The 24,863-nt window shown below is 64.9% G+C and carries 23 protein-coding genes; 6 read left to right on the plus strand and 17 right to left on the minus strand.

The window, feature by feature from the left end:
- Positions 1 to 164: 164 nt before the first annotated feature.
- Positions 165 to 2,015 carry a leucine-rich repeat domain-containing protein gene (locus ACS7SF_RS25605; RefSeq protein WP_439893266.1) on the plus strand — a complete coding sequence of 617 codons (1,851 nt, stop codon included), beginning with the start codon at positions 165 to 167 and terminating at the stop codon, positions 2,013 to 2,015.
- A gap of 138 nt (positions 2,016 to 2,153) precedes the next feature.
- On the opposite strand, the gene ACS7SF_RS25610 is transcribed toward ACS7SF_RS25605, so the two are convergent.
- The gene (locus ACS7SF_RS25610) at positions 2,154 to 6,062 is read right to left on the minus strand and encodes a type III effector protein (RefSeq protein WP_439893267.1); all 3,909 of its coding nucleotides are present in this window, start codon (positions 6,060 to 6,062) and stop codon (positions 2,154 to 2,156) included.
- Between ACS7SF_RS25610 and ACS7SF_RS25615 the strand changes: the two genes are divergently transcribed.
- Positions 6,061 to 6,219: a hypothetical protein gene (locus tag ACS7SF_RS25615; protein ID WP_439893268.1), complete on the plus strand. Its 159-nt coding sequence runs from the start codon at positions 6,061 to 6,063 to the stop codon at positions 6,217 to 6,219. The genes ACS7SF_RS25610 and ACS7SF_RS25615 overlap by 2 nt on opposite strands.
- Positions 6,220 to 6,435: 216 nt before the next feature.
- On the opposite strand, the gene ACS7SF_RS25620 is transcribed toward ACS7SF_RS25615, so the two are convergent.
- Positions 6,436 to 6,810, minus strand: a complete 375-nt coding sequence (locus ACS7SF_RS25620; protein WP_439893269.1) for a hypothetical protein — start codon at positions 6,808 to 6,810, stop codon at positions 6,436 to 6,438.
- Positions 6,811 to 7,055: 245 nt separating this feature from the next.
- Between ACS7SF_RS25620 and ACS7SF_RS25625 the strand changes: the two genes are divergently transcribed.
- The 3 genes from ACS7SF_RS25625 to ACS7SF_RS25635 all read left to right on the plus strand — a co-directional run bounded on the left by ACS7SF_RS25625 (position 7,056) and on the right by ACS7SF_RS25635 (position 9,191).
- Positions 7,056 to 7,565, plus strand: a complete 510-nt coding sequence (locus tag ACS7SF_RS25625; protein WP_439893270.1) for a sigma-70 family RNA polymerase sigma factor — start codon at positions 7,056 to 7,058, stop codon at positions 7,563 to 7,565.
- Complete coding sequence (locus ACS7SF_RS25630; RefSeq protein ID WP_439893271.1) at positions 7,562 to 8,512, plus strand: FecR domain-containing protein; 951 nt, start codon at positions 7,562 to 7,564, stop codon at positions 8,510 to 8,512. Before ACS7SF_RS25625 ends, ACS7SF_RS25630 begins: the two co-directional genes overlap by 4 nt.
- A gap of 313 nt (positions 8,513 to 8,825) precedes the next feature.
- Positions 8,826 to 9,191, plus strand: coding sequence for a response regulator transcription factor (locus tag ACS7SF_RS25635; protein WP_439893272.1), 366 nt, complete (start codon positions 8,826 to 8,828; stop codon positions 9,189 to 9,191).
- A 192-nt stretch (positions 9,192 to 9,383) separates the two neighbouring features.
- Here ACS7SF_RS25635 and ACS7SF_RS25640 read toward each other — a convergent pair whose 3' ends face one another.
- The 3 genes from ACS7SF_RS25640 to ACS7SF_RS25650 form a co-directional block, all read right to left on the minus strand.
- Entirely contained in the window at positions 9,384 to 10,121 is a 738-nt protein-coding gene (locus tag ACS7SF_RS25640; RefSeq protein ID WP_439893273.1) for a response regulator transcription factor, read from the minus strand.
- A gap of 285 nt (positions 10,122 to 10,406) precedes the next feature.
- Positions 10,407 to 14,051, minus strand: coding sequence for a hypothetical protein (locus tag ACS7SF_RS25645; RefSeq protein WP_439893274.1), 3,645 nt, complete (start codon positions 14,049 to 14,051; stop codon positions 10,407 to 10,409).
- Positions 14,052 to 14,183: 132 nt separating this feature from the next.
- Positions 14,184 to 14,507 (minus strand): hypothetical protein, encoded by a 324-nt coding sequence (locus tag ACS7SF_RS25650; RefSeq protein WP_439893275.1) that lies wholly within the window; start codon positions 14,505 to 14,507, stop codon positions 14,184 to 14,186.
- Positions 14,508 to 14,889: 382 nt separating this feature from the next.
- Between ACS7SF_RS25650 and ACS7SF_RS25655 the strand changes: the two genes are divergently transcribed.
- The gene (locus tag ACS7SF_RS25655; RefSeq protein WP_439893276.1) at positions 14,890 to 15,711 is read left to right on the plus strand and encodes a spermidine synthase; all 822 of its coding nucleotides are present in this window, start codon (positions 14,890 to 14,892) and stop codon (positions 15,709 to 15,711) included.
- A 140-nt stretch (positions 15,712 to 15,851) separates the two neighbouring features.
- Here the strand turns inward: ACS7SF_RS25655 and ACS7SF_RS25660 are convergent, their stop codons facing one another.
- The 12 genes from ACS7SF_RS25660 to ACS7SF_RS25715 form a co-directional block, all read right to left on the minus strand.
- On the minus strand, positions 15,852 to 16,307 hold the full coding sequence (locus ACS7SF_RS25660) for a molecular chaperone Tir (RefSeq protein WP_439893277.1): 456 nt from the start codon (positions 16,305 to 16,307) through the stop codon (positions 15,852 to 15,854).
- Between the two features lie 3 nt (positions 16,308 to 16,310).
- Entirely contained in the window at positions 16,311 to 16,553 is a 243-nt protein-coding gene (locus ACS7SF_RS25665; RefSeq protein WP_439893278.1) for a hypothetical protein, read from the minus strand.
- 174 nt (positions 16,554 to 16,727) lie between these two features.
- The gene (locus ACS7SF_RS25670) at positions 16,728 to 16,928 is read right to left on the minus strand and encodes a serine kinase/phosphatase (RefSeq protein ID WP_426400633.1); all 201 of its coding nucleotides are present in this window, start codon (positions 16,926 to 16,928) and stop codon (positions 16,728 to 16,730) included.
- Between the two features lie 657 nt (positions 16,929 to 17,585).
- Entirely contained in the window at positions 17,586 to 17,786 is a 201-nt protein-coding gene (locus ACS7SF_RS25675) for a serine kinase/phosphatase (RefSeq protein ID WP_439893279.1), read from the minus strand.
- 211 nt (positions 17,787 to 17,997) lie between these two features.
- Positions 17,998 to 18,243 carry a type III secretion protein HrpX gene (locus ACS7SF_RS25680; protein WP_426400628.1) on the minus strand — a complete coding sequence of 82 codons (246 nt, stop codon included), beginning with the start codon at positions 18,241 to 18,243 and terminating at the stop codon, positions 17,998 to 18,000.
- Between the two features lie 46 nt (positions 18,244 to 18,289).
- Complete coding sequence (locus tag ACS7SF_RS25685; RefSeq protein ID WP_439893280.1) at positions 18,290 to 19,270, minus strand: HrpD5 family protein; 981 nt, start codon at positions 19,268 to 19,270, stop codon at positions 18,290 to 18,292.
- A complete protein-coding gene (locus tag ACS7SF_RS25690) occupies positions 19,267 to 20,205 on the minus strand; it encodes a type III secretion protein HrpV (protein ID WP_439893281.1) in 939 nt (312 codons plus the stop codon). Before ACS7SF_RS25690 ends, ACS7SF_RS25685 begins: the two co-directional genes overlap by 4 nt.
- A gap of 10 nt (positions 20,206 to 20,215) precedes the next feature.
- The gene (gene sctS, locus ACS7SF_RS25695; protein WP_024978147.1) at positions 20,216 to 20,476 is read right to left on the minus strand and encodes a type III secretion system export apparatus subunit SctS; all 261 of its coding nucleotides are present in this window, start codon (positions 20,474 to 20,476) and stop codon (positions 20,216 to 20,218) included.
- A 9-nt stretch (positions 20,477 to 20,485) separates the two neighbouring features.
- Positions 20,486 to 21,136, minus strand: a complete 651-nt coding sequence (sctR, locus tag ACS7SF_RS25700) for a type III secretion system export apparatus subunit SctR (protein WP_426400624.1) — start codon at positions 21,134 to 21,136, stop codon at positions 20,486 to 20,488.
- A complete protein-coding gene (sctQ, locus tag ACS7SF_RS25705) occupies positions 21,123 to 22,178 on the minus strand; it encodes a type III secretion system cytoplasmic ring protein SctQ (RefSeq protein WP_439893282.1) in 1,056 nt (351 codons plus the stop codon). The genes sctR and sctQ overlap by 14 nt, the downstream gene beginning before the upstream one ends.
- Positions 22,179 to 22,220: 42 nt before the next feature.
- Entirely contained in the window at positions 22,221 to 22,832 is a 612-nt protein-coding gene (gene sctP, locus ACS7SF_RS25710; protein WP_439893283.1) for a type III secretion system protein SctP, read from the minus strand.
- A gap of 14 nt (positions 22,833 to 22,846) precedes the next feature.
- A complete protein-coding gene (locus ACS7SF_RS25715) occupies positions 22,847 to 24,859 on the minus strand; it encodes an FHIPEP family type III secretion protein (protein ID WP_439893284.1) in 2,013 nt (670 codons plus the stop codon).
- Between the last annotated feature and the right edge of the window lie 4 nt (positions 24,860 to 24,863).

Below are 24,863 nucleotides of genomic sequence, written 5' to 3' on the forward strand. Positions count from 1 at the left end.
AAGGGTTGGCGCCGCTAGCAAAACCCTCCTGGCGTCGTTGTGCCGTCTTGCCGTACTTCAGTACTGTCTCGCCGGCACGCCTAGCCAGGACCGCTGCGCTGGGTTTTTCTAGCGGCGCACACTGCTTTCTGCCGATGGCCACTTCCTCTTCTTCAGGCGACATCATGCAATCACATTTCGAGAGTGCCTCTTTGCATCCAGAGCCGGGCGCGTTTGCGGGTCGGCTGTCGCGCGCGTTGCGGCGTGCGTTGCAGCGCGTTGTCCATGGCAAACAGCCGCCAGTTTCGGCCCGCGCGCATGCACTATTGCAGCATCACGAGCGCCAGCCGGCGCCGGCGTCTTCACGTGCGCAGCATCAACTGCGCGCCGTGGCCGCGCGCGATGCATTGCGCATTCAACAAGCGGTACCGCATGGCCATGGCTTGCGCGCCGCCGAGCCGGCAACGGAGGGCAACCACTGGCTGGCGGTGTGCGATGCCGTGGCCGGCTGGCAGCAAGACATGGCGCGCCGGCTGCACCGCTATAGCGGCCCCTTGCTGGCCGATACCCGCCAGCCGACAGCACAAGGTCTGGCGCTGGCCGCTACGCGCATGTTGCTGGCCATGCAGCAGCACAATCGGCATCTCGTGCTCGACAGCATTCCGGTGATGCGCCTGCCTGCCGCGCTGTGCCTGGCAGACCAGCTTGAGCAGCTGGTCATCCACGATTGCGACGTGTTTGAGTGGCCCGCATCGGGCGGGCTGCCGCTGAACCTGCGCGTGCTGCACTTCTCGCGCAATCCTCGCCTGACCGCGCTGCCCGGGCGCATCGGCAAGCTGCTGGAACTGCGTGAGGTTGTGGTGCTGGATTCGCCGTTGCGGGCGCTACCGGCGTCGCTGTCGCAACTGCCCCGGCTGGAGCGCCTGGTGCTGCAGGGCCCCGAGCTGCGCATCGTGCCGGTGGAGTTGGGCGCGCTCGCGCACCTGCAAACGCTGAGCCTGGTGTCGAGCCGCTTGCTGACGCAATTGCCTATCAGCCTGGGCCAGTTGGGGCAGTTGCGCCGGCTGAATCTGCGTGGCAACCCGCTGCTGGCGGCACTGCCCGATACGCTTGGCAACCTGACCTTGCTGGAGCGATTGGACCTGCGCGACGCGCATGCGATGACCACGCTGCCCGACACGCTGGGCCGCCTGCACAAGCTGCACTCCCTGGATGCATCGGGCATGTCGGCACTGGCGGCACTGCCAGAGAGCATTGGCCAGTGCGCCGCGCTGCGTACGCTGCGACTGCGCGATTGCTTCTCGCTGCGCGCCTTGCCGGCCTCGGTCGGGCAGTTAACCAAGCTGGAACATCTGGACCTGCGCGGCTGCTATGCACTGTCCGATTTGCCCGATACGTTGCGCGCCTTGCCGGCCCATTGCCGTATCGACGTGCCGGCACACCTGTCGGCCCGTCTGGCGGATCTGCGGCCCGCCGCGCCGCACGCCAACGAGCGCCGCGCCGTCAGCATCATCGACTGGAATGCGCTGCGCGAGAGCTGGCGCGCACGTTTGCAGCCCTATGGCAGCGAATACGGCAGCGACGCGCTACATATCTGGTTGGAGCGTTATATCAACACCGTCACGCCCGACGTGGTGCGTGCGCATCGCGATTCCCGCCGCCTGGCGCTGCTGGTCGATGGCCTGTGCGATTCGGCGGTGCTGCGCAGCCACGTCTTTCAGCGCGCGCACGAGCGTTATGCACTGGGGGATCTGGATGATGGCGGGCTGCCGCTCGGCGAGCTGATGACCTTGCTGCTCAACGAGCGACTGCGTGACCACGCATTGCCTGAGGACGCCGCGAGCAACCTGCTGCGCACGGAGGCCTTTGCCACGCTGCTGGAGCGTGACGCCGCCGATGGCTCCATCGATGAAGCCGTTCAGCAGCTTGCACACTGGGCGCCGCTGCAGGGCTATGTCGAACGCTATGTCGGGGCGGGTGATGATAGCGCACACAAGCACATGGCTGTGGCGCGCACCTGGCTGCGCGCTGGATAAAACGCTGTCAGTGCTCTGATGTACCCGAGGCCGGCGAATGCCGGCCTTGTTGTTTTTGGTTGCAGCGACGCTGCCTGCGGGCGAAGGATAAAAAACCAGCCTACGTCGTCCGTAGGCTGGCGGCAGAGTGGCAGAGGCTTAGGAGTTAGCGCCGCCGCTCTCGGCTGGGAAGGCATTGCCCAGCAGTGCCTTGCGGCGATCGAGTTCGGACTGCGCCTCTTTCCCGATCGGCAGACCGGCCAGGTTGGGGCTGCCGAGTTGCTGCAGCTGGTCGAGGCTCGCCTGCTTGACTGATGCCTTGGCCGGCTGCAGGCGCGTGCGCAACTGGCCGGCGGTACCGGTGGGTTGCGGCGCCCCGTGCAGGGCGGTCTGCGTGCGCGCGTTCTCGCGTTGCAAGCCCTTCGGATCGCGCAGCAGGGTCTGGATGCCGGTGTTGCGTTGATCGGCGTGGAGCAGTGCCGCCGAGTTGATCGCCCGCGTGTTGCCGATGATCTTGGAGAACGCGTCGAGCAGCGGTCGGCCCTCGTTCGAGTTGCACAGATAGTCGGCGCGCGCCCCGATGGTCGGCAGGGACTGCAGGTGCGCACGCATGGCGTTCAGATCGAGGTGGCTGACGTCGATGGGCTTGGTCAGCGGCTCGGCAAGCTTGAACGCTTCCTCGCCCTTGGCGGTGGAGCCCGGCGCGTGCGCGGCCACCTGCGCCGACACCTGTGCCGCGCGGGCAAAGGGCGTTGCGGCGTGGTAACGCACGAACTCGTTCTTGATCACGGGCGCGCGATTCTCTGCCGCGGCCGTGTCGATCTCCTGCCGGGCTGCTGCGTACTTGGCCACCACCTCGACCATGAGGTTCGGGTTGGCCAGATAGCGGTCGCGCTGCATCGGGTTGGCGTCAAAGGCCTGCCGCAGCGCAGCGTCTTCGCGGTTGGCTTCCGCATCGACGATCTTGGACAGGAACGGGTGCTGCATGATCAGGTAGCTCGTGTCGGTGCCCACGATCTCGCCGGCGAAGCTCTGCGCGTTGTCGGTGTGCGAAACGCTGGGCGTGAAGGTGCCTTTTGGTGTGGGGATCGTCATCGACAGGTTCATGCCGCTGTTCTTGTTGCGCAGCACGCGTGCGTATTGCAGCTCCATCGGTGCGTTCTGCACGTCGGGCGGCTGGCGCAGCTTTACGACGATGCTCGTGCCATCGGTGATGTCGAACACCAGGCCTTGCGTCTGGCGGATCAACTCATGCGGATCGATCTTCTGCTCCTGCAGGCGCAGGTTCGGCGCGAACTTCGCGATGGCCGCCTCGATGGCCTTGTTGATCATCAGGCCGGTAATGGGCGCGCCGCCTTGCGCGGTGAACGTGAACTGCCAGAACTTGCCCGTGCGGCTGGGGTTGGGCTGGTGCGTGGCATTCATCCAGCGGGCTTCCGCGCTGAGGGAAACCTGCCCCGCGCTATTGCTGACCGAAATGGAGCCCGTCAGGTGACCCAGATCCACCTTGTCGGTCAACCGGTGGAAGCGGTTCAGGATGGCGTTGAGTGCGCTGCCTTGCGCGCCACCCGACACCGTGGCCCTGACTCTGACGTCCGTTCGCTGCCACAGCGATTTGTCCTTCAGCGGGCCGTTCTTCTGCACGTCGTAGTTCTTGAGCGGCAGGTACGTCTTGTCGAGCAGCTCGCGCGCAGTCTTGTACATCGAGTCCGCTGTCAGGATGGCGGTTTGTTCATCCACATGCGGATCGGCACCGGCCGCGCGTTGTGCCATCTGCTGTTTGATCACCGAGATGTGCGCGCCCACGCAGCCCAGTGCCAGACTGATGGCGGCATGGCTTTTGGCGATGAATTCCTCGGGCTTGGCCAGCGCGTCCTTCTGCGGGTAGCGGCCGTGCCAGACGGACTGGTTGATCTGCGCAAAGGCGGCTTCGCGTTGCTGTGTGAGCGCGCCGCGCTGTTCAGCAGGCATGAAGCGGTCGTTTTTGGCGAGCACGGCGCCGGCATCTTCGGCGAAATGCTGGTACGTGTTCACGATGTGTTCGAGCTGGTCCGTCGCGTGATTCAGTTGCTCAGGCGTCGCATGGGTGATGGCGTTGTGGAACTGCGCCGGGATGTTGGCTTCTTCACCGTAGTGCAGGCGCTCGGCCTCCGTGAACGGCAGTGCGGGGCCGGCGTGCAGATCCTGCGTCAGCGCCTTGCGCGTCTCGTTGTACAGATGGAGCTGCGCTGGCGGCACTTCGCCGCTGCAGGCTTCATCCAGTTGCTGATGCAGCTTGAAGGTGGCCTGGTAGTCCTTGTGATAGCCGGGGTCGAGCAGCGCGTGCGGTGCGGCAGCGGTTTCCGTATACCACTTTGCGTTGTCGGCGCGGCCGGTGATGTCAAAGTTGACGTTGGCCTCAAGATTGGTGCCGCCGTGCGTCTTGTCGCCGGCGCTTGCGTCCACGGCGACGGTGTGCTGGCGATAGGCCAGGAAGCGATCGCCATAGGCCACGGAATCGGGAATATCGCGGCGCGGCTGAGCTGGCAGGGGCTGGCCAGTGCGGACGCGTTCCGTCAGCACGTCGGCGACGGGCGGATAGGCCTTGTTCATCAGCGTGCTGAAGTGGTTGCCGCCAAGCTTGTGGTCGATCGCGCCGGCCAGCAGCGTCATCTTGAAGGTGTTGAAGCCCTTGGCGATCTTGGCATCGGTGAGGTAGTACGGCTTGCCGGCGGCCTCGGTGTAGTTGCGGCCCACGGCGTGCGACACCATGTTGGCCAGTGATTCGAGCTGACGCATCAACTGGCGTGCACGCGGGCCGGCGGAGCTCGTCTTCATCCAGGCGTGGTTGGCATCGTGGTTGGCGACAATCTTGACGAGCTGCTGCAGGTCGTCGTGTTCGAGGTAGACGTTGTGGCCTGAGAAGGCATACTTGCCGGCCAGGTTCGCTGCCCACTCGCCCAGCTTGCCGCCCAGCGCCGCTTGAGCAAAGGCCTGCTTACCGGGAATGAAGTCGACGTCGCCGTCGTCATCGAGCGTGTACAGCCGGCTGGTGCTACCGCCTGCGCTGGCTGTCACGTGGGCGGCTGCGTATTTGTTGGTCGGGAATGCGGATACCGTCAGGCTGCCCGAGGTACTGGTGCTCACGTTGGAGCCCGACTTGCCGGTGCTGATGCCCGGCGCCTTGACTTCCAGGTTGGCGGTTTCCTTGGCGGCGTAGTGCGTGAGCACATCGTTCGCGCTGCCGCTCAGGTGCGTGCGCTTGAGCTCGGTGAGCAGCGCGGCGATCCCCTTGTAGGCATCGGCGGGGTCATGGCGGCCCAGCGATTTACCGAGCTTGCGCGCCGTCTTGGCCGCCGCAGCGAAGGCATCGCGCACAGCCAGCCCCACTTCGTGCGGCGGCTTGTGGCTATTGTCGGCTGCGATGGTGTTGATCTTCGTGAGCCGCTGTTGGAGCACGGCATGCAGCGCGACGCTGCGGCTGTGCGAGTGCGTCAGTGCAGCGGGTACGGTCGGCAGTGCATCTTTCAGTGCGCTCACCATCTGGCGCAGTTGCGGCTTGTTCAGTGCGCCGGTGTCCGGGTCAAAGACAGGGCCCTGCGGCGGTGCATGATGGCCCTCCGTATGTGTGGAGCTTGCTGAAGAGGTTTGGCGCGAGAGTGGCGTCTGCGTCAGTGCCAGGGCCATGCTGCCTTGGGCCGATGTCTCGGCGTGCGCGGTGTGCTCCGTGTCGGCGGACTGCGTGTGCGTGGTTGCAGGCGGGACGTGCGTTTCCTGGTGGAGCACGGAGCCTTGTGCTGTGCCGCTGGTGCTGGCCGTAAGCTCAGGCGTCTGCGTGGCAGCGGTGTGCGGGGCCGCCGTCGGTTGTTGTGGCGGCCATTGCAGCGTCCCCGCGCGAATGCCTTTGCGGACTTCTCGTTGCACAGCGCGGATTTCACGCCCGCTCATTGTCGTGCTCGACTGCGCCTCATTGAACTTGTTGATGAGCTCCTCGGGGGGGAGACGTTTCGCCTCTGCCTTCTGGTTACGTGCCACGCGCTTGTCGGCAAGGTCGCGCAGTGCGCCAGGCAACCGCGAGGTCTTGCGCATGCTGGGCATCGACGGCTGTGGCGCGGCGGAAGTGCTCGTGGGCGTCGTCGCGACGGGCGCTGTTGTGCCGGAGGAGCGGGAAAAGATTTTCGGGAAGGGCATAGGAGGCTCCGAGGTTGGCATGCCCGGGCAGTGCAGCCTCGCCCCGGCACAGTGAACCTTGCAAGCGTAGCCAGCCCCTGTCGGCGAATGTCACGCACGCCGAAGCGGTGCGTCGGCAGCCGAAGCCGGCCACGCTGGTGTGCTGTCGTTGGCTTAGAGCCGCTAACAAAACCGCCCTGGCGTCGTTGCGCCTCCCGCAGTGACGAACATTAGGTACTACACGTACTGTCTGCGTCGGCACGCCTAGCCAGGACAGTTTTGTTAGCGGCTCTTAGTACGTGCTGGGATCCACGCCGGCATCCAGCTCGGCCGTCAGCGCGGCAATGGCATCGAGCAGGCCGGTGGCCTCGGGATCGTCGTCGAGGGTGTAACAAAAGCGGTAGATGATCTGACTGCTCTGCGGGTGGCGAACGACCGTGCCGCGTGCGGCACCTTCTACCTCCAGACACAGGCTGAGCAGTAGGTTGAGCGTGATGGCAACGTCCAGCGTGTCGCGCGTGCCGAGTTCGAGGTAGACGACCAGCGCGTCGGGTTCGGTGTAGCCGTCGTAGGCCAGCCAGATGCGCCGGCGGCCGATATGCAGCGCGCGCGCGGGCGTGGTGTCGTCGTCTGGCAGGGGGGAGGGGGCGGATTCGTGGGGGGGCATGGCTCGGGGGGAGGGGGCGGCTGCAACACAGTGCAGCAACCCGGTTGCACCGGAAAACGATGCCAGCCGGGGGGCTGCGATGTTGCAGGGCCACCGAAATATCGGTATCCCCCCCGAAAAAACGCTCACCTGAAATATCACTCCTGGGTAAAATTTGACATCCCGGTGGGGCCATTTGGGACCCCGGTCTGAGCGAGGCCGCTTGTTGTGAACGGCCCGCACTGAAACTCGCGGAGGGTAAAACCGTGACGCAAGCCTGTGAGCCAGCCAACGCGCTGGCATCCGACTGGTTCCGACAACACTACGCTTGGCTCGCCGGCCGCATGGGCCGCAAGACAGGCTGCCGCTTTGGCGCCGAGGACTTGGCGTCGGAGGCGTTTGCGCAACTGCTGCAAAAGCCGGGTTGGCAGAACACCCGCGAGCCGCGCGCGCTGCTGACCACGATTGCGCAGCGGCTGCTGTATGAGATCTGGCGCCGGCGCGATCTGGAACAGGCTTATCTGACCTGGGCCGCCGACCAGCCCCAGGCCACGCTGCCCTCCCCCGAAGAGCGGGCCCTGCTCCTGGAAGCACTCACGACCATCGACCGCGTGTTCGATGGGCTGCCTGCCAAGGCACGCACTGCGTTCCTCTATAGCCAGTTGGATGGGCTGACCTACCCCGAGATCGCCGAGCGCCTGGATGTATCGGTGCGCATGGTGCAGAAATACATGACGCAGGCCTTGCGCCTGTGCTACCTGGCCGACGTATCGTGAAACAGCCGTTGGATGACCGGATCGCCGAGCAGGCCATCCAGTGGCTGGTGTTGTTGCGCTCGGGCCTGGCCTCGGACACAGACCACCAGCGCTTTGCGGCCTGGCAGGAAGCCGACCCCGCGCACGCGGCGGCGGTGCAGCGTCTGCAAGGCGGTCTGGGTTCGCTGAGGTTGCCGTCGGTGTCGGCGCCGCATCGGCAGGCGGCACGGCACCTATTGGACACACCACCATCGCCGATGCGGCACGTGCGGCGCGCGCTGGTCCTAGGTGGGATCGGCGCTGGCGTGGCGGCGCTGGTGGATCTGCAGATTCCGCTGTCTGGCCTGGGCGCCGATATGCGCACGGCCACCGCGGAGCGCCGTGATTTCAGGCTGGCCGACGGTTCGCTGTTGCGCTTGAACGCACGCAGCGCGGTCGATGCGTCGGTGAATGCGGCGGGTGCCGATGTCCGCTTGCGCCGCGGCAATGTGCTCGCTGTGGCCGCGTCGCCATCGGCGCAGGTGCGGGTGTGGTCGGCGGCGGGGTCGATTGAATGCGCGGGCGGCATGGTCTGCGCAACGCTGGAACCCGGCGGAACGATGCGGGTGGCCGTGCTGGAGGGCACCGCCTCGGTGGCCACGGCAGCTGGCGCGGTATCGACGGTACGCGCAGGGGAAGTGCGACGCCTGAGCCCGAGCGGCATTCAGCCGCTGGATGTGCTGGCGCGCTCCGCCGCGGCGTGGACGCGCGGCCTGGTGGAAGTCGAACACCAACCGCTGGCCAACGTGATCGACGCCCTGCGCCCGTACCACCACGGCGTGATCGAGCTGCACTCCGACGTGGCCGGCCTGCGCGTGACAGGGCGGTTTCCGCTCGACGTGCACCGCGCCCTGCAGATGCTGGCCGAAACGCTGCCCATCCAGGTGCGGGAACTGGCCGGCGTATGGGTGCGCATCGCCGCCCGTTGAGCGGCAGCCGACCGCCCGCAATTTTTTTTGGGATTCCGGTTCCGGTTTTCCGCGTACGTTGCACAGAGAGAGTAAGAGGGCGCCGCGGTACGGATAACCCGGCGCGCCGATTGCATCCCGATGCAATGCTCACATCAGAGCGAAGGACGACATGAACGCCCGAGTCCAGAACGACGTGCTGCTACAAGCAGCCGACACGACCACCGAAAGCCGGTATTTCTCTTCCCTGCCGAAGGTTGCGGGGGGCTGGCGTGCGCCCGCTGGTGCACCGTTTCCCGTCGCGACCGCGCGGGCCGTTTTGGCCGCTCCCGGCATGCTCCTGATCGACCTGACGGAGTTGGCCGAGGCCGTCGGCGAACCTGCACCGCCGCAGCCCGTCACGCTCGAGCAGGCGCACGCCATGCTCGGGCGGATGCTGGAGGCACGGCGCCAAAAGGCTCCTGTGCGGTCAGAAAAGACAGCGCTGTCGGCGTTGACGCGGCGCCAGCGGGACATCCTGCGCGAGGCAGCGTCGGGCAAGTCCAACGTGGAGATTGCACAGGCGCTGCATATCGGCGTGGAAACCGTGAAATCGCATGTGCGGCAGATTTTGATGCGCTTGCAAGCGCGTAATCGGACGGAATTGGCTGCGCTCTATCAGCAATGCGTCCGCGAAAATCGAACAGGGGAAAATCATTAACGCGGTAATGATTAACGCGGTAACGATTAACACAGCAAAGATTATATTAAGCCGACGCTGAAATTATTCAGGCGGCATTCAAACACTTCGTCCTGAAGTGTTTGCTGAAAACACTGAAGTGCAATTCGCTGCGAGCGATGGGGCTGCGTGGCGCGCAATCGTTTGCGCAAAAGGCCGCGTTGCGCGGCCTGGTTACGCGGCGAGTGCGGTAGGGGGCAGGGCGGCGGGCGACGTGTTCTCGGCCGTCTGCACGGTGAGTTGATAGCCGCGCGCATACACGGTCTTGAGTTCGACGCCGACTTCCGCGCCCAGCTGGAGCTTCTTGCGCAGCTTGTAGATGTGCTGCTCGATGGAGCGTTCGACAATGCTGGCATCCGCACCCCACACGGCAGAGGCGATCTGCTGGCGTGAGAGGAAGGCCCCCGGCGATGAGAACAGCAGCCACGCCGTCGCAAACTCGCGCGCGGTCATGCGGATGGGCACGTTGTTGATCGTGGCCGTACGCGTGAGCCGGCATAGGCGATACGGCCCGACCACCACGTTGATGCCAGCGTTCTTGCGCACGGGCTCGACACGGCGCAGGGCGCGTTGTACGCGGGCCTGCAGCTCCTCGGCGGTGAAGTGGCCGGTGAGCACGTCGTCCACCCCGGCATCGAAAGCCAGCGCCATGTCGCCGCGGTCGGCAAACTGCCCAAACACCAGGGTGGGCCAGCACATGTCGGCATTGCACTCGCGCCACGACAGCACGAGTTGCCCGGCGGTGCGGAACTGCTGCGCGTCGATCATCAGCAGATCAAACGTTTCCGACCGGCGCGCGCGCAGCAGCGACAGGGCATCGTCAAAGCGGACGCATTCCACGTCCTGCATTGGCAGACAGCTTTCCACATAGGCAAAGCCGGATGTATTGGCAGTCAGTATTGCGAACTTCATGGTGCTCCCCTTTCTTGCCCCCGCAATGACGTGTCATTAGAGGGGGCGCTTCAAACAGGAGCCCAGCATAACGTTCACAATTTCTCCAAACATCCCTACAAAGAGTGAAATTGCTCTTAACTCTGAATTAGTTTTTTTAGGGCACCGATTGAGTGCCATTTGATCATGTGCCCTGTGAATTCACCCGGCTTCAGCATGCGAAGAAAGCCATACATGACGGTGCATTCCAGCATTTCGTCGTGTTGACGGGTCTTCAGACAACTAGATGAATGTACGTTAGCCGAATCAGCCGAATTTAATGGCGGCCAACTCGCGCGTGCCTTCCACCTCGTTATTTGCGCGGGCCTGGATGGTGCTCGTAAAGCCCCGGCTGCGGCTGGTGGAGACCTGCTCCACGATGGCGAGCTTTTCCGGCAAGCGCGCGTCAGGTGAGTGCAAGATCGCCTGGGCCAGCGCTTCTGAGGCCTGCGCATCGGGTGAGTTGGGGTCGAGGCTGCGGTGCAGGTCGGCCAAGTCCAGGTGGCCCTCCATCTTGCGCGCGTCGGCGGGGCGGAGGCGGTGCCGATATAGATACCGCTGATTGGGGCGCTGGTGCTTTTCCACGGTTTCGCAGTAGGCCTCGAACTCTTTGGTGGCCTTTTCCACCGTGCCGCCGGGTTTGTGGGCCAGCATCTCGATCCAGGCGTCGCGCTCGCTGCGCACCACGGCCAGGTATTCCTTGGCGCTGCGGTATTCGGTGTCGAAGTAGCACACGCGGTCGGCAATCTTGCCGTTGTGATAGGCCATCTTGACCTTGGTGGTGTGGCCGCCTTCGGCCAGCTTCCAGTTGTAGCCCAGCGGCATGCCGCCCACGAATCCCTGCGTGATCTTGCCGCTCTCGCCAGCCTTGGCCGATGCGTTGTCATTCGGTGCGGCGGTGTAGAACGTCTCGCCCACCGAGAACGCCAGGCCCGCCCGCGCCGTTACCTTGTGGGCCGTGCTGATGCTGAACTGCTCCACGCGCAGCGCACCGGTGGTTTCGTGCACGGTGGCGGTGTTGCTGAGCGTTTTCTCGCCACGCAGCCGCGCGGAGGGGCCGACACGCACCGGCGTGTGCTTGCTGCTCACGCGCACGCTCAAGCCGACGCTGCCTTCGAGCGATGCACGCCAGCGCTTTTTGGTCTGGTCGACCCAGCCAACGGAAAGATGCTCGTTATCGCCACTGTGCTGGGCCAGCGTGTTCCACAGCGTGTTGGCATCGGGCCGGTGCGCGGGCGCCGCGGCGGCCTGCTCGAACAGCAGATTGGCCGCCTTGACGATGGTATCGGCCGCGGCCTTGTCGTCGTACTTGATGGCTTCCCAGTCGTCATGGCCTTCCACCGGGCGCTGCGTGGGCCGAGTGGCACGAATGACCACCCCGCGTGGCTCGCTGGCTTCACGGTCAATCGGCGTGACCTTGACGCCAAGCAGATTGGCACGCAGGCGCTTGCCCCACGTGGGAATGTCGTAACCGACAGAAGCGCCCACGCCGACCGAGACGCGCGTCATGCGGTCGGTACCCAGGAACAGGTCGCGGCCGTGCGAGCTGCGCCCGACTTCCACCACGGCTTGCCGGCTGGTGCCCACGTTGGCGTCCAGCTGCACCGACACGGGCACCGGCAGCGCCTTGCCCACGTGCGACAGGCCGGTCGATACGCCCGAGGTGCTCAGGCCCATCCAGCCGCCGTTGGACATCCGCACCTTGTTGCCGGACTCCATGGTGGAGAGCAGTGTCTCGAGCGTCTTGCGGGCGTCTTCCATGGTGGGCGCCTGCATCTTGAGATCGTCGGGGTGTTCGAGTTTGTCGGCAGCTTCCAGTGCGCTGTGGAATTCCGGCGCCTCGGCGGTTTCGCTGGTGTAACTGCTCCAATAGCGCAGGAGCGATGCCGATGGCTGCAACCCGACGAGATACTCCGGCGGCTCGCCAGCCAGGCCGGCGTGGTCGACCAGCTTCGCAAAATGCGCCCGCGCCGCGCTCACCTCCTCAGTGGCGAGGTCGCCCAGCCGGTGCTGGGTCCAGTCCCGAGTCTGCGCATCGCTGGTCAGACCGGCTTGCGCTGCGAGCTGCGCGAACTCCCGGTGGGCCGGCGAGCTTCCCGGGATACGGGCGGTGGCCATTGCGGCTGACATTTCGTGCTGCAGGAGGCTGACCTCAGCGTGCACTTCAGGCTGCATCTCGCGAAGCTTCTCGGGCGTGAGCGCATAGTCGGCGAGCGGTGCGTTGGTGGCTGCCAGCTCGGCCCAATGCGCGAGGATGGTGTTGCGCCACAGGTCTCCGGGGTGCGCAATGCGGTGCGGTGCGGGGGCCTCGCCGGTGTAGGCGAGCGTGTCGATCATGGTGCGCAGGGCAGCGGTATAGGCGTCCATCTCCTTGACCACGCCTGGCCGATGCGCGCCCTGCATGCCAAGCGCCGCAGCAGACAGCGGCGACTTTTTCTTGCCGATCATCTGCCAGAAATGGCGGCTCACGCCTTGCTTTTCCACACGCGGGATGCTGCGGCCGACAAACTTGGCCAGACGCGCCTTGGTGTTGGCCAGATCGGAGCCAGGGCCGTCTTCCCGAAAGCCCTGGCGCCAGGCAAACAGCGCGCCCGCAGCCGGTGCGCTCGCGGGTTCGCCGCGCAGCTTGGCGGCGGCGGCATGGAGCACGCTCACAGCCAGTGACGTTGCGTGCGTGCCGCTGCCCGCAGCATGTGCCTGCAAGAGGGCAACCGGGTCCGATGCCGATGTGGCAGCGGTGTGCAGATGGTCCGCCGCCTGCAGAAAGCTGCGCGCGGTCTGGCGCAACTCGGGCGTGGGCGGCGTCTGCATGAGGCTGCACAGCGTTTCGAAGCCATGATGGGTGTGCGACAGCAATTGCGCGGTACGCCACGCGGCGCTCGTGACAGCGGCCTCGCTCATCGGCTCTGGCGTGGGAGACGGCGGCGCGTGCAACGATGGGGCCTCCGATCCGTACTGCACGGAAAGGCTCGATTGCCGGGATACGGCTCCTGTGCTTCCGTGATCAGCAAACGCGTTCAAGCTCAGCTCGGAGCCGTGTACCGAGGCTTCGCCTTCTCCCTCGCCAAACAGCTGATGCAAGCCCAGGTCGGAGGTACTGGAGCGCGCGGATGATCTCGGCGTTTCAGGCGCGGTAAAGGCAGCCGCGTCAAAGCGCACCGTCTGGGCGACATGCTGCAGCACGCGCAGCGCATCCGATGCGTTGCCGCCACTGCTGGCCGCGAGCGCACGGGCAGCCAGCATCGGCCGCACAAAGCTGCCTGCAGTGGATGACGTGCCTTCGGCCGGCGCGGCGAGCACGCCGAGCCGCTCACTCAATGCCTCACGTTCGGCAGCGTTGCGGGCGCCAGGAAACAACTGCGCGACCGCGCCACGAAACGCTTCGGGCGTGGTGGGCACCGTGAGCGGTGTGTGCGAAGGGGTGGCCGGTGCCGGCGATGTCTTTCCGCGCTCGCGCAGGCGCTGGGCACCCTGTTGCGCGCGTTGCATCATGGATGAGGTCTTGCGTTGCGAGCGTTCTGCACGGCGTATATCGCCCATCTCCTGCACGTTGGGCGTTGCCGGTGCCGACGTGCCATGCGCTGATGCCTGCGGTGTGGTTTGCGGTGTCGTTTGCGGCGTGGTGGTCAGCGTGCCGCGCGTGGGCGGCTTGTAGTCGTTGACCGAATTGAGCGACTTCCCCGACCGCTTGCGGTCCGTCAGCAGCGTGGCCAGTTCCGTCTCGTCGCTGTTTGGCAGCTTCTCGCGCACGCGCGACTTCAGATTGCCGAGCCAGCCTTTTTTGCGTGGTTGCGCAACGGCCCCCTCGGGGCCATTGGTGGGCGACGGCGTGCGGGCTGCGAAGTCGTGGAGTGTTTCGTATTCCGACTGGGAAGCGGGCGTGCTGAGAGGAGACAGACGTGGGCGTGGCATGGAGATGAACGGTCTGGCACCGCGCGGGTGAATCGAGACACCACTTTGACGCGACCGCATGACAACCGCGCCGCGCACGCGAAGCCTCGGTGACAGCGGCGAAGCTGAGTCGAGGCCGACTCGGACGCCGCGTCAGTGCACCGCCAAATGCGCGGGTAGGGTAGCGGGCGCGGCCAAGGTGGCCATCGCGTTGACCAGGCGCGTGCCGGTGGGGTCGTCATCCAACACGTAGGCAAAGCGGTAGATCAACCGGCCCGTGGGCGGGTGCAGGACCACGCTGCCGCGCGATGCAGCCGGCAGATCAAGGCACAGACCAAGCATCAGGTGGAGCGCCGCTTCTAGGTCCACGTCGACTGGCGCACCTAGCTCAATGCAGACCGTGACTGAATCCGATGGGCCGTCGAGCGCATCCAACGTATCAAAGGCAAACCAAAGCTGATAGATGCCGATGCGCAAAGGGGCGGCCGTAAATACTGCGGGATCGTCCGCACGGAAATGCGGAACTGTAGCGTGAGGAAGTTGCGGCGTGCGTGAGGCAGACATGGAATGGGTGAGCGATGCCCCGTGCGCCGGTCAGCCGGCAGCGGCGTGCACCTACATGCAATGCCGTGAGCGTACGACCGTGCGTTTCGGTGCGTGTGCGCATTCACGAAGTTGACATGGGCATGGCGAAGCACGCTGCCTGCGCGTTGAAACCTTGGGGTGGTCGGCGCGATGCAACGTCCGCAGAAACGAAGCGATGTCTGCCGTGTGCAGCTCGGTGTGGCAGGCTGTCGCGGTGCACAGCCTTGTCTGTGTGATGTTCTTCCACGTGGCCTCTTATCGACCCTCTACGCCCATGACCTCCCAAGACCTTGACTGCGCGGCACCCGCCGTCGCCACCGCTCCCACGCCCGTCAGCTATTCGGAACACAACGGTGTTCGATTCCTGCATTTTGCGGGCGCCGAGGACTGCACGCAGGGCGCCATCCTGCTGTCCGAGCCTGACCGCCTGTTGTTGCCTTATGCGCAGCAGATGATGGCGTGGCTGTTGTTTCTGGACCCGACACAGCTGGCCGATGCACATGTCGCCCAGCTTGGCTTGGGCCCTGGCTCACTGACCGGTTTTTGCTACCGAAAGCTGCCCGAGGCGCGCGTCACGGCAGTGGAAATCAACCCGCTGGTGATCGAGGCGGCCCGCACCGCGTTTCATCTGCCACCCGATGACCACCGCTTGCAGGTGCTGGCGCAAGACGCGCTGGACTGGGTCATTGCCCCCGCACAGCAAGGCACGGTCAACGTTTTGCAGGTCAACGTGTACGACGGTGTGCACGATGGCTGCCCGACGCTGCAATCGCTGGCGTTCTATCGCGCGTGCCGGCAGGTGCTGCGCGCCCCCGGCGTGATGGCGATCAACCTGCATTGTTCCAACGAGGGCTTTGGCCGCAACATGGAGCGCATTTGCGAGGTGTTTGACTATCGCGTGCTGATGTTCCCGATCACCATGGTGGAGAACACGATCGCGCTGGCGTTCAACGGCCCGACCCTCACCGTTGAGTGGGCTGCACTGCAGGCGCGTGCCGAGGCGCTGCAATCCACATTCGGGTTGCCAACGGCAGATTGGATCGAAGGGTTGCGCCGCGCGAACCCGCACCAGCAGGGCAGTGTGCTGACGCTCTGATGGAAAGACACCGGCGCGGCTTGCAAGCAGCGCCGGTATGCCAGCGCATGGGTGCGCGCCTAAGCGCCGCTAAGAAAACCCTTCCGGTGTTGTCGCTCCGGCTTGCCAGGAATGCGCCGCGGGGTTTTTGTTAGCGGCGCTTAAGCGCGAATCCATACATAGGTGCCGTTCGAGAGGCTCTCGAACATGTCGTCCGTGGTCTGCAGGATGTTGTCGCGCCAGTAGCGGCCGTGTTCGGCATAGTGGCCGAGCAACTCGGCCAGCTGTTCGCCGTCAAGGTCAGGATCGTAGGCCACGCGCACGATCAGGATGATGCCGCCCGTGTCGCCGTCCAGCCCGAGCTGCGCGTGGTCCTGCGCATAGATGGTGAGGTTGGCCTCCAGCATCAGCCGGAACACCCGCAGCGTTCGGCCGCCGGTAACGATGCCGTAGTCGAAGTTCAGGTAGAACGCGTCGGGGTCGTCTTCAACGGCGTCGATGATGACTTCAAAGCCCTCCACCGCGAGGCGTCCGGCGGCGATGATCGCATCGGCATCCGGAATCTGCAGATGCATGCACATGTCGCGGATGAGGCTGTCGCGCTGTTCTGTGCTCATGCTTTAGGTCAGCAGGTCTTTGGCGGCCTTGGGGCCAGCTTCCATCAGCTTGGCAAACGCCTGTGTGCGGTTCAGAGCGTCTTCCAGCCGGGCGGCGTTGCGCATGTCATCGGTGCCGGCGGACACCACGGCCTGCAAGGTGTCCTGCGCGTGCGCAGCGATGTGGGCCTGGTCAGTGCGCGATGTCGAGTCGCCCAGTGCTTGGGCTTGGGCGGCTGAGAAAGCGTTGCGGTGGATCGGTGTCATGTCGGGATCGCGGTGGCGGGTCGGATTCGGTGTTCAGTGAATCGGCAGCGGCGCGATGGGCCGAGTGAGGCGAAGCAGAAGCGCGCGGGAAAGCCTAAGAAAAAACCGCTCGGGAACGGCGCGGCCCCGTTCCCGAACGTCGGCGGCACAGGATGTGCCGTCCGGAACCGATCATTACGAGATCAGGTCCTTGGCGGCCTTCGGGCCCGCTTCCATCAGCTTGGCGAACATGTTGACGCGGTTCAGTTCGTTTTGCAGCTTGGCTGCGTTCAGCATGTCTTGCTCGCCTTCCTTGGTGACGGCTTCGTTTTGAGCGTTGAACGACAGACGGCTAGCAGCATCGCCCAGGCCAGCGGCAGAGGTCAAAGCGGACATAGGAAACTCCTTTTGCGGTGGATGAATGGTCTCGGGTGAGAGCCGGGTTTTTCAACAACAAGCCAGAGGAAGCATGTCGTCGATTCGGTTCAGCGAACGTGCTGCTGTTGTGTTCGCCGTGAAGACATCATCGTGGATTTCTCGGTGCTGAACTGGCGAAGATGCGAAGCCGAATGTCGTCTCGCGAAGCGTGAAAGCACCGTATGCGGCTCATGCCGGGATCAGTCCAGAGCACACCTGTGCCGCGCTCGAAAAACCGAGCGATAGCACGCGCAGCTGCTCGCGCAGGTTGACGTCGGTTGCGCGAATGGCGCGCTGTTCCTGTCCATGGGGGTGTGCGCGGTGCAGGTGGAAACCACGGCTTGCAGGGCATCCTGCGCGGGTGTGGCCGCGTAGTCCTGGCCAGCGTGCGATGTCGATTCGCCTGCCGGTAAGGTACGGGCTTGCGCAGCGGTGAAGGTGTTGCGGTGGATCGGTGTCGTGTCGGGATCGCGGTGGCGGGGCCGGATTCAGTGTTCAGTGAATCGGCTGCGGCGCGAGGGGCCGAGTGAGAGAAGCAGAAGCGCGCGGGTGATGCCTAAGAAAAAACCGCTCGGGAACGGCGCGGCCCCGTTCCCGAACGTCGGCGGCACAGGATGTGCCGTCCGGAACCGATCATTACGAGATCAGGTCCTTGGCGGCCTTCGGGCCTGCTTCCATCAGCTTGGCGAACATGTTGACGCGGTTCAGCTCGTTTTGCAGCTTGGCAGCGTTCAGCATGTCTTGCTCGCCTTCCTTGGTAATGGCTTCGTTTTGAGCGTTGAACGACAGACGGCTAGCAGCATCGCCCAGGCCAGCGGCTGCGGTAATAGCGGACATAGGAAACTCCTTTTGCAGTGGATGAATGGTCTCGGGTGAGAGCCGGGGTTTTCAACAACAAGCCAGAAGAAGCATGTCGTCGATTTGGTTCAGCGAACGTATTGCTGTTGTGTTCGCCGTGAAGACATCATCGTGTATTGCGCGATGCTGGGCTGACGAAGACGCGAAATGTGATGTCGTCTCGCGAAGCCCCGTACGGGTCGTATGCGCGTTACGCGGGGATCAGCCCCGAGCACACTTGCGCCGCGCTGGAGAACCCATGCGACAGCACGCGCAGCTGCTCGCGCTGGTTGACGTCGATGGCGCGAATGGCGCGCTGTTCCATGTCGATGGCGGTGCGCTGGAGCGCTTCGACGGCCTTGTGCAGCGGGCCGAAATCTTTCGGGCCTTCTTGCTTGGCAAAGGCCTGAATGCCGTCAAACGTTTCGATGATGTCGAGCGTGAAGTGATCAAACATGGGAGTCTCCAAAACAAGAGGGAAGAGGCACGAACGTGGGGCCGCCTTAGTGCTGCGCGGCGAGAAAATCCTTGGTGCCGTCAGAGCTTTCGATGTAGCTCAGCTCATCAACGGACAGTGCAGACGTGGCATCGACCTTGCCATTGCGCACGCGAGCCTGCGTGATGTCCAGGACGATGTCTTTGATGTTGCCGCCCAGGTCGCTGCGTACGTGGTCCGCCGTTGCGCGTACACGCTCGGGGTGAACCGCCGGGCCAGCGATGGCGAACCGGTTGCCGCCCAGATAACTGATGCGCAGCGCCGGCTCCTGCAGCGATTCGCGCAGGTTTTCAATCACCTCCTGCGTGATCGACAGATCGGTGTGGATGGACGGCGACAGCGCATGCAGGTCGCGCAGTGTGGAGAGCTCTTCGGCCGCCGAGGTAACGATGCCGTGCACGATGATCTCGTTGTCGTGCTGCTCGAGTTGCAGGCCGTCGATGCGATGCTGCGCCAGGCACAGCCGAACGCGTTCCAGCAGCGGCGGCTGTGCCGTGGGGGGGGAATGCGCGGCGAGGGATGTTTCGCGCGTGGACGCCAGCAGCAGTGCACACGGTGTGAGCAACGCGACTGCCGTCACACCCATCCAGCCCTTGCGCGAGCGAGGCCGGGCCGGCGCAGAAGCAGGCGCATTGGACACCGGCGCTTGTGTGGCGATCGCGTTGTCGGCGTTTGCGTCGGCGAGCGTGGGCGACAGCACACGCTCCAGGAGGGTCAGGTCAGAGGGCCATGCCTCATCGGCGGGGCCGACGCAGAGGACCACGTCGCCAAAGCGGCGAGGTGAAAGGTCGTCCCAGACCGTATCGCCGTCCTCCGATTCCAGCAGGACACCGTGCTCGGCATCGACACGCAAGGCGAGCGGCTCCGCAGTCCAATCGGTGACGCGGATACTGGCTTGCACGTCGGGGCCCACCGTCCAGCGGCCCGGGTTCAGGTCGAGGCAGGCGCCGGCATGCGCGCCTGCCAACACGCGGATGTGCTTGTTCATGGTGATTGCAGAGAAGGATCAGGAATGTGTGGCAGGGCCAGACCGAGCCCGGCCCGATAGGACCAGAGCTCGGTTGTCCAGCGGCGCGCCACGGCGCTGCTGCGGGCGATGCTTTCGCCGCGCTCGCGGCCAATGCGCGGCCGCGATGGGCTGAGCAGTAACAGGGGAAACAGCAGGTTGAACGTCTTCTCGCGGTCCGTCAGCGCGCTGGCCGCTGGGTGTTGCGCAGCCGTTGTTGCCAGCAGGCGGTCTTTGACCGCAAGCAGCGTGGCGGGCGTGCCTTCGACAGGCGTCTGTTTCAAATAGCTGCGCAGAATGTCAAACGCTATGCGCAGCGGCATCGGGTGGCCAGTACGCATGGCGTGTCGCACCGCCAGCAACTCTTGCTCAAGACGCTGGTAACCGGAGGCTTGCACCTCAGCCAGCAGTGCGTCGGCGGACGATGCACCGGCTTCGGCAACCGAGGCCTTTTTGCCCACGGCGGCGGGGGCCTCGTTTGCGGTTTCCTGCAGGTACTGCAGTAGCACTGCGCGGCGGCCCTCGGAGCTTCGGCGATCTCTTGCCTGGTCGTCTTCGCCATCGCTCTGGCCTTGCCGGGGTGACAACCCAACGACCAACGGCTCGACCTTCTTCGCATGCTCTTCGAGCATGAGCAGCAGTTCTTCAAACGTGCTGTCCGTGATGGGTTCTTCGGGCGAGCCGGCGCCGCTGCGCTTGCCCGTGCGTGGCCTGCGAACGCGTTTGGCGACCTGCGCCAGGTGCTTGTGGTGATGAAGCTGTTCTTCGACCTGCAATTCGGCGGCGTCATGGCCGTGGCCATGCACGCCGTGCCGATGGTGCTTGCGGTGGTGCGGCGTAACCGGGGTCGACGGCTGCGTCTGTACAGGATCGGGCAGCGAGTACAGGCCCGACGACGAGGCGGAGATACGCGTCATGGCACGCCCCTTACTGGAACAGCGACTGCAGGATCGTGTTGCCGAACTGCAGGATCGACGCCGCGCCCCACGGTGCCGCCACCACGATCACCACCGACACGATGATGAGCTTCAAGCCATGCGAGATGCTGCTGTCCTGCAGCGAGGTCACCGCCTGCACGAACGAGATCAGCAGGCCCGCAATGGCCGACACCGCCACAGCGGGCAGCGAGACGAGCAGGCACAGCATGAGCGCCGTGCTGGTCAGCCGGGTGATGTTGTCGTAGTCCATTGCGGCCCTTTAGCGGTAAGTGTTGACCAGCCCGTGAATCAGCACCGACCACCCATCCATGACCACGAACAGCAGCAGCTTGAACGGAATGGCGACGTTGCTGGGCGTGACCTGAGACAGGCCCAGCGCCATCAGCAGGTTGGCGATCACGAGGTCAATGACGATGAAGACGAGATACAGCAGAAAGCCGATGCGAAAGGCGGAGGTCAGCTCCGTGAGCGTGAAGGCGGGCGCGAGGATGATGAGATCGTCTTCCTTCAGCTGCGCCGCCTTGGCGGGCGGCCATAGTTGCTGCGCCGAACGCATGAAGAACGCCTTCTCACGCGCGTTGGTGTGCTTGTCGAGGAACTGGCGGAAGGGCTCGCGCGCAGCGTCGAGCAGCGGCATGACCTGGCTAACGTTCGCGCTGGAGTCATTGAGCTGCATGTGCGCACGCTGCATCGCTTCCATGCCGACCGGCGCCATCACGAAGCACGACACGATCATCGCAATGCCGTTGAGCACCATGCTGGGCGGTACCTGCTGCACCCCCAGCGCGTTGCGCAGCAAGCCGAGCACCACCACGATCTTGGTGTACGACGTGACCACCATGGCGGCAAACGGCAGCAGCGCAATCGCGACCGCCGCGATGATGAGCGAGGCGAACTCAATGTTCTGCATGGCGGGCGCTCATTGCCGAGATCTGCAGGCCAAGGTGATCGCCCACCGCGACGAGCTGGCCGTGGCCCAGCGTTTGGCCGTGGCAGACCAGACGCACCGTAGCGTCGCGCAACAGCACGGGCAATTGCAGCACATGGCTGGGCGCCAGCGCGGCCAGCTCTGCCAGCGGCAGGCTCATCACGGCCACCTCCAGGTGCACCGGCACTTCCAGTGCCTCCACGGCGATACCGTCTGCGGCGTCATAGGCGCCGTCTTGCGCGGTGTTGTCCGCCGTGGGCGTGTCGTCGTCTGCGAGCGTGGGAACATCGAGGATCGTCACGGTGCCTTCCTTGTAGTGAGCATGGGCAGTGAAGTGGAGCTGTCGGCGATTGCCGAACGTCAGGTGCAGGGCACCTTCTTCGGCATCCGGCTGATAGGCGTGGTGGCCCCAACCGAGCAGCACGTCGCCGGGGGCGAGCGATGCCAGCGTGGCGGTTGCACATTGGCGGCTGGCGATGCGTGCATGCACGGGCAGGCCGATCACGCCAAGCTGGGCCAGCACGGTGTTGCGATCGGCCATGGGCGGAGCGGGCGGCGCGCGATGCCAATCCAGCGAGGCGACGCGGCAGCGGGTTTCGCCATGCGGGCCATCAAGGCGCATGGACAACGCAGGCCCTGGCGTGCCGCTGGGCTCGGGCGCAAACGCCGCCAAAGCGGCATCCCCCAGGCCGGCTGCCGACAACCCGTCGAGCATCGGCGTCAGCCAGAGCCCGGCCAGCGCCTTACGCCGGTCAGCATCGCCTTCCTGGGCGATGGCATGCAGTGCCGGATGGTTTGCGCCATCAATCACGACATCCGCAGTGCATTGCGAAGCGCGGATGCCCAGGCGCAACGGCGCTTGCATCGGCGTGGCGTGGTCGGCATGGTCAGCAAGGCGCAGTTGCCACGTACCGGCATCGCCCTCAGAAAACGGCGTGCCGATCAGCCGCGTCAACGCAGCCTCGGCCGGCGTGAACGCACGCAGATGCGCATCGAGCGGGGACGGCGTTGGCCCGTGGTTCATAGCGAGTCGGCAGAGTGCGCGTGCGGGATCGCCGGCGGGGCGTCACCACACTTCGAGTTCAACATCGATGCGCTGCTCCAGCAAAACGTGGACGCGTTGGCGCAGTGCATCGCCATGTTCGGAGAGTAAGTCGCGCGCCCTGGGGTGTCCGGCATGGAAGCGAAGCCATAGCGTGTGGGGCGAAAGCTGCAGCGTGAGCCGGGTCTCGGGCAGCACGCGGGGGTCAAGGTCCAGCGTGACCTCCCAGCATTCGCCGCCCGCCTTGACGACGTGCGAGCCGCAGAAACGCGAGAGCAACTGCGCCAGGTGTTCGGTCACGGTGTTGCCGACGCTGATTTCCGAACACGCGCGGACCAGGCGGTTGGCCATGGCCGAGGTGTGCTGCGCTGTGGGCGTGTCGGGTGTGGCGTCTTCTGGTTGCGCATCGGCCCCGTCGTCTGACGAGGATGACTCGCGCTCGGGCATGGCTTCACGCGTGTCGCTGTCGTCACCATCGGGCGGCAGCCACAGCGCGTGCTCGGCGGGGCTGGGGCCAGTTGGTGTGCTGGCGCGCGCCTCTGCATTGCGTGACGTGGCAGCACGCCGGGCGGGCGTGGCGGGGTGGGGCGCTGGGGTGATGGGCGGCGCCCGCCACAGGCGTACAGATGTGGTCATGGCCGTTTACACCATTACAGCGTCAGCTTGCCGACGGGCTGCAGATCCACGTGCGGCCCGAGCTCCTGGAACGAGTACACGTTCAACGCCTGCAACCGCGGTTCGATCATGCGGCGCACGTAGCGGCGGATGTCCATTGACGTGACGATGGCCAACGCGCCCACCTGCGCAGCGGCGGATTGCGGCGCGCTGCGGCTCATGTGTTCGAGCCGCGTGACGATGTTGTCGACTTGCTGCGGATCGAGCGTGAGGAAGTTGCCCGCCGGCGTGGGCTTGATCGCCTGCCGCACGGTCTGCTCCACCGTGGGGTCGAGCAGGATGGCGGGCATCTTGCGCGAGCCGCTGGTGGCCTGGTGCGCAATCTGCCGGCCGAGATCGCCGCGCACGTACTCCACCAACATCAGCGTGTCTTTCTCCTTCGGCCCCCAAATGACGAGGCTTTCCAGAATCGCGCGCATGTTGCGGATCGGCACCTGTTCTTCCAGCAGGCGACGCAGTACATCGGCCATGCGCTGCGCGGGCACGGCCTTCTGCGCTTCGGCCACCAGGCCGGGGTACTCGGTGGTCACGCGCTCCATGATCCACTGGGTTTCCTGCAGGCCGATGAACAGGTGGGCGTTCTTGCGCAGCACGTGCACGACGTGGTCGGCAATCACCTGTTCGGCTTGCGGCGGCGTGTCTGGCGTGGCGAGTATCTTGGCGCGCAACGGCTCTGGCAGCGCCTCTGTCGACACCTTGCCTTCGGGAACGCTCACGGCTTCGCCGGGAATGTCGTGCACCAGCACTTCGTAGGCATCTTCCGGTTGCGTGGTGCTCTTCCACACAGCGATGCCGGGGAAGGGCAGGCCCAGCTCTTCGGCCAGTGCATGGCGTCCTTGCTGGAATGCGGCGTCCAGCTTGGGGATGTCGAGACCTTCCGCCAGTCGCGTGCCAAGCCGCACACCCAGTGGCGCGGTAAAGGAGGGCGCCTTGTCCGCAATGGTCGGCGCCTTGTCCTTCGAGCCCTCGCGCAACAGCGCGGGCAGCGCTTCGGAGTCGGCCGTGCTGCCGCTGTTCAGTCGCTTGCGCAGGGTGTAGCCAAAGCCGAACACCACACCCGCGAGCGCCACAAACAGGAACGACGGAAAGCCCGGCACCAGCGCAAAGCCGGCCAGCAGCGCGCTGGCGGTGAACATCGCGCGCGCGCTGGTAGAGAGCTGGCGCACGATCTCCTTGCCCAGCGAGCTAGGCTTGGCGCCGTGGTCATCGTCCGACACGCGGGTAATCATCACGCCAGCCGCCACGGAAATCAGCAGCGACGGAATCTGCGACACCATGGCATCGCCAATCGACAGCACGGCAAAGCGGTTGGCCGCATCACCCGCCGTCATGCCGTGATACGTGATGCCGATCACGATGCCGGCCAGGATGTTGACCAGCGTGATGACCAGCCCGGCAATCGCATCGCCCTTGACGAACTTCATGGCGCCGTCCATGCCGCCGTGCAGTTGGCTTTCCATGGCCAGCAGCGCACGGCGCTTGCGGGCTTCATCTGCGCTCAAGTGGCCGGCGCGCAGGTCGGCGTCGATACTCATCTGCTTGCCGGGCATGGCGTCGAGCGTGAAGCGCGCTCCGACTTCCGCCACGCGTTCCGAGCCCTTGGCAATCACGATGAACTGCACCGTGGTGATGATCAGGAACACCACCAGCCCCACCACCAGGTTGCCGCCCACCACCAGCTTGCCGAAGCTCTCGATGATGTGGCCGGCATCCGCATGCAACAGGATGGACTTGGTGGAGGCGATGTTCAGCGACAGCCGCAGCAGCGTGGTGAACAGCAGCAGCGATGGAAACGCCGACAGCGACGTCGCCGCCGGGATGTACATCGTCACCATCAGCAGCACCACCGAGAGCGTGATGTTCAACCCCAGCAGCGAATCGATCAGGACGGTGGGCAGCGGCAGCACCATCAACGCGATGACGGCCACCACCAGTGCGGCGATGCCGATTTCGCCGCTGAATTCGGAAACGGCGGTTTTCTTGGCCATGTCG

This window comes from Ralstonia sp. 25C, assembly GCF_051904805.1.
In the GTDB taxonomy this organism is placed as follows: Bacteria; Pseudomonadota; Gammaproteobacteria; order Burkholderiales; family Burkholderiaceae; genus Ralstonia.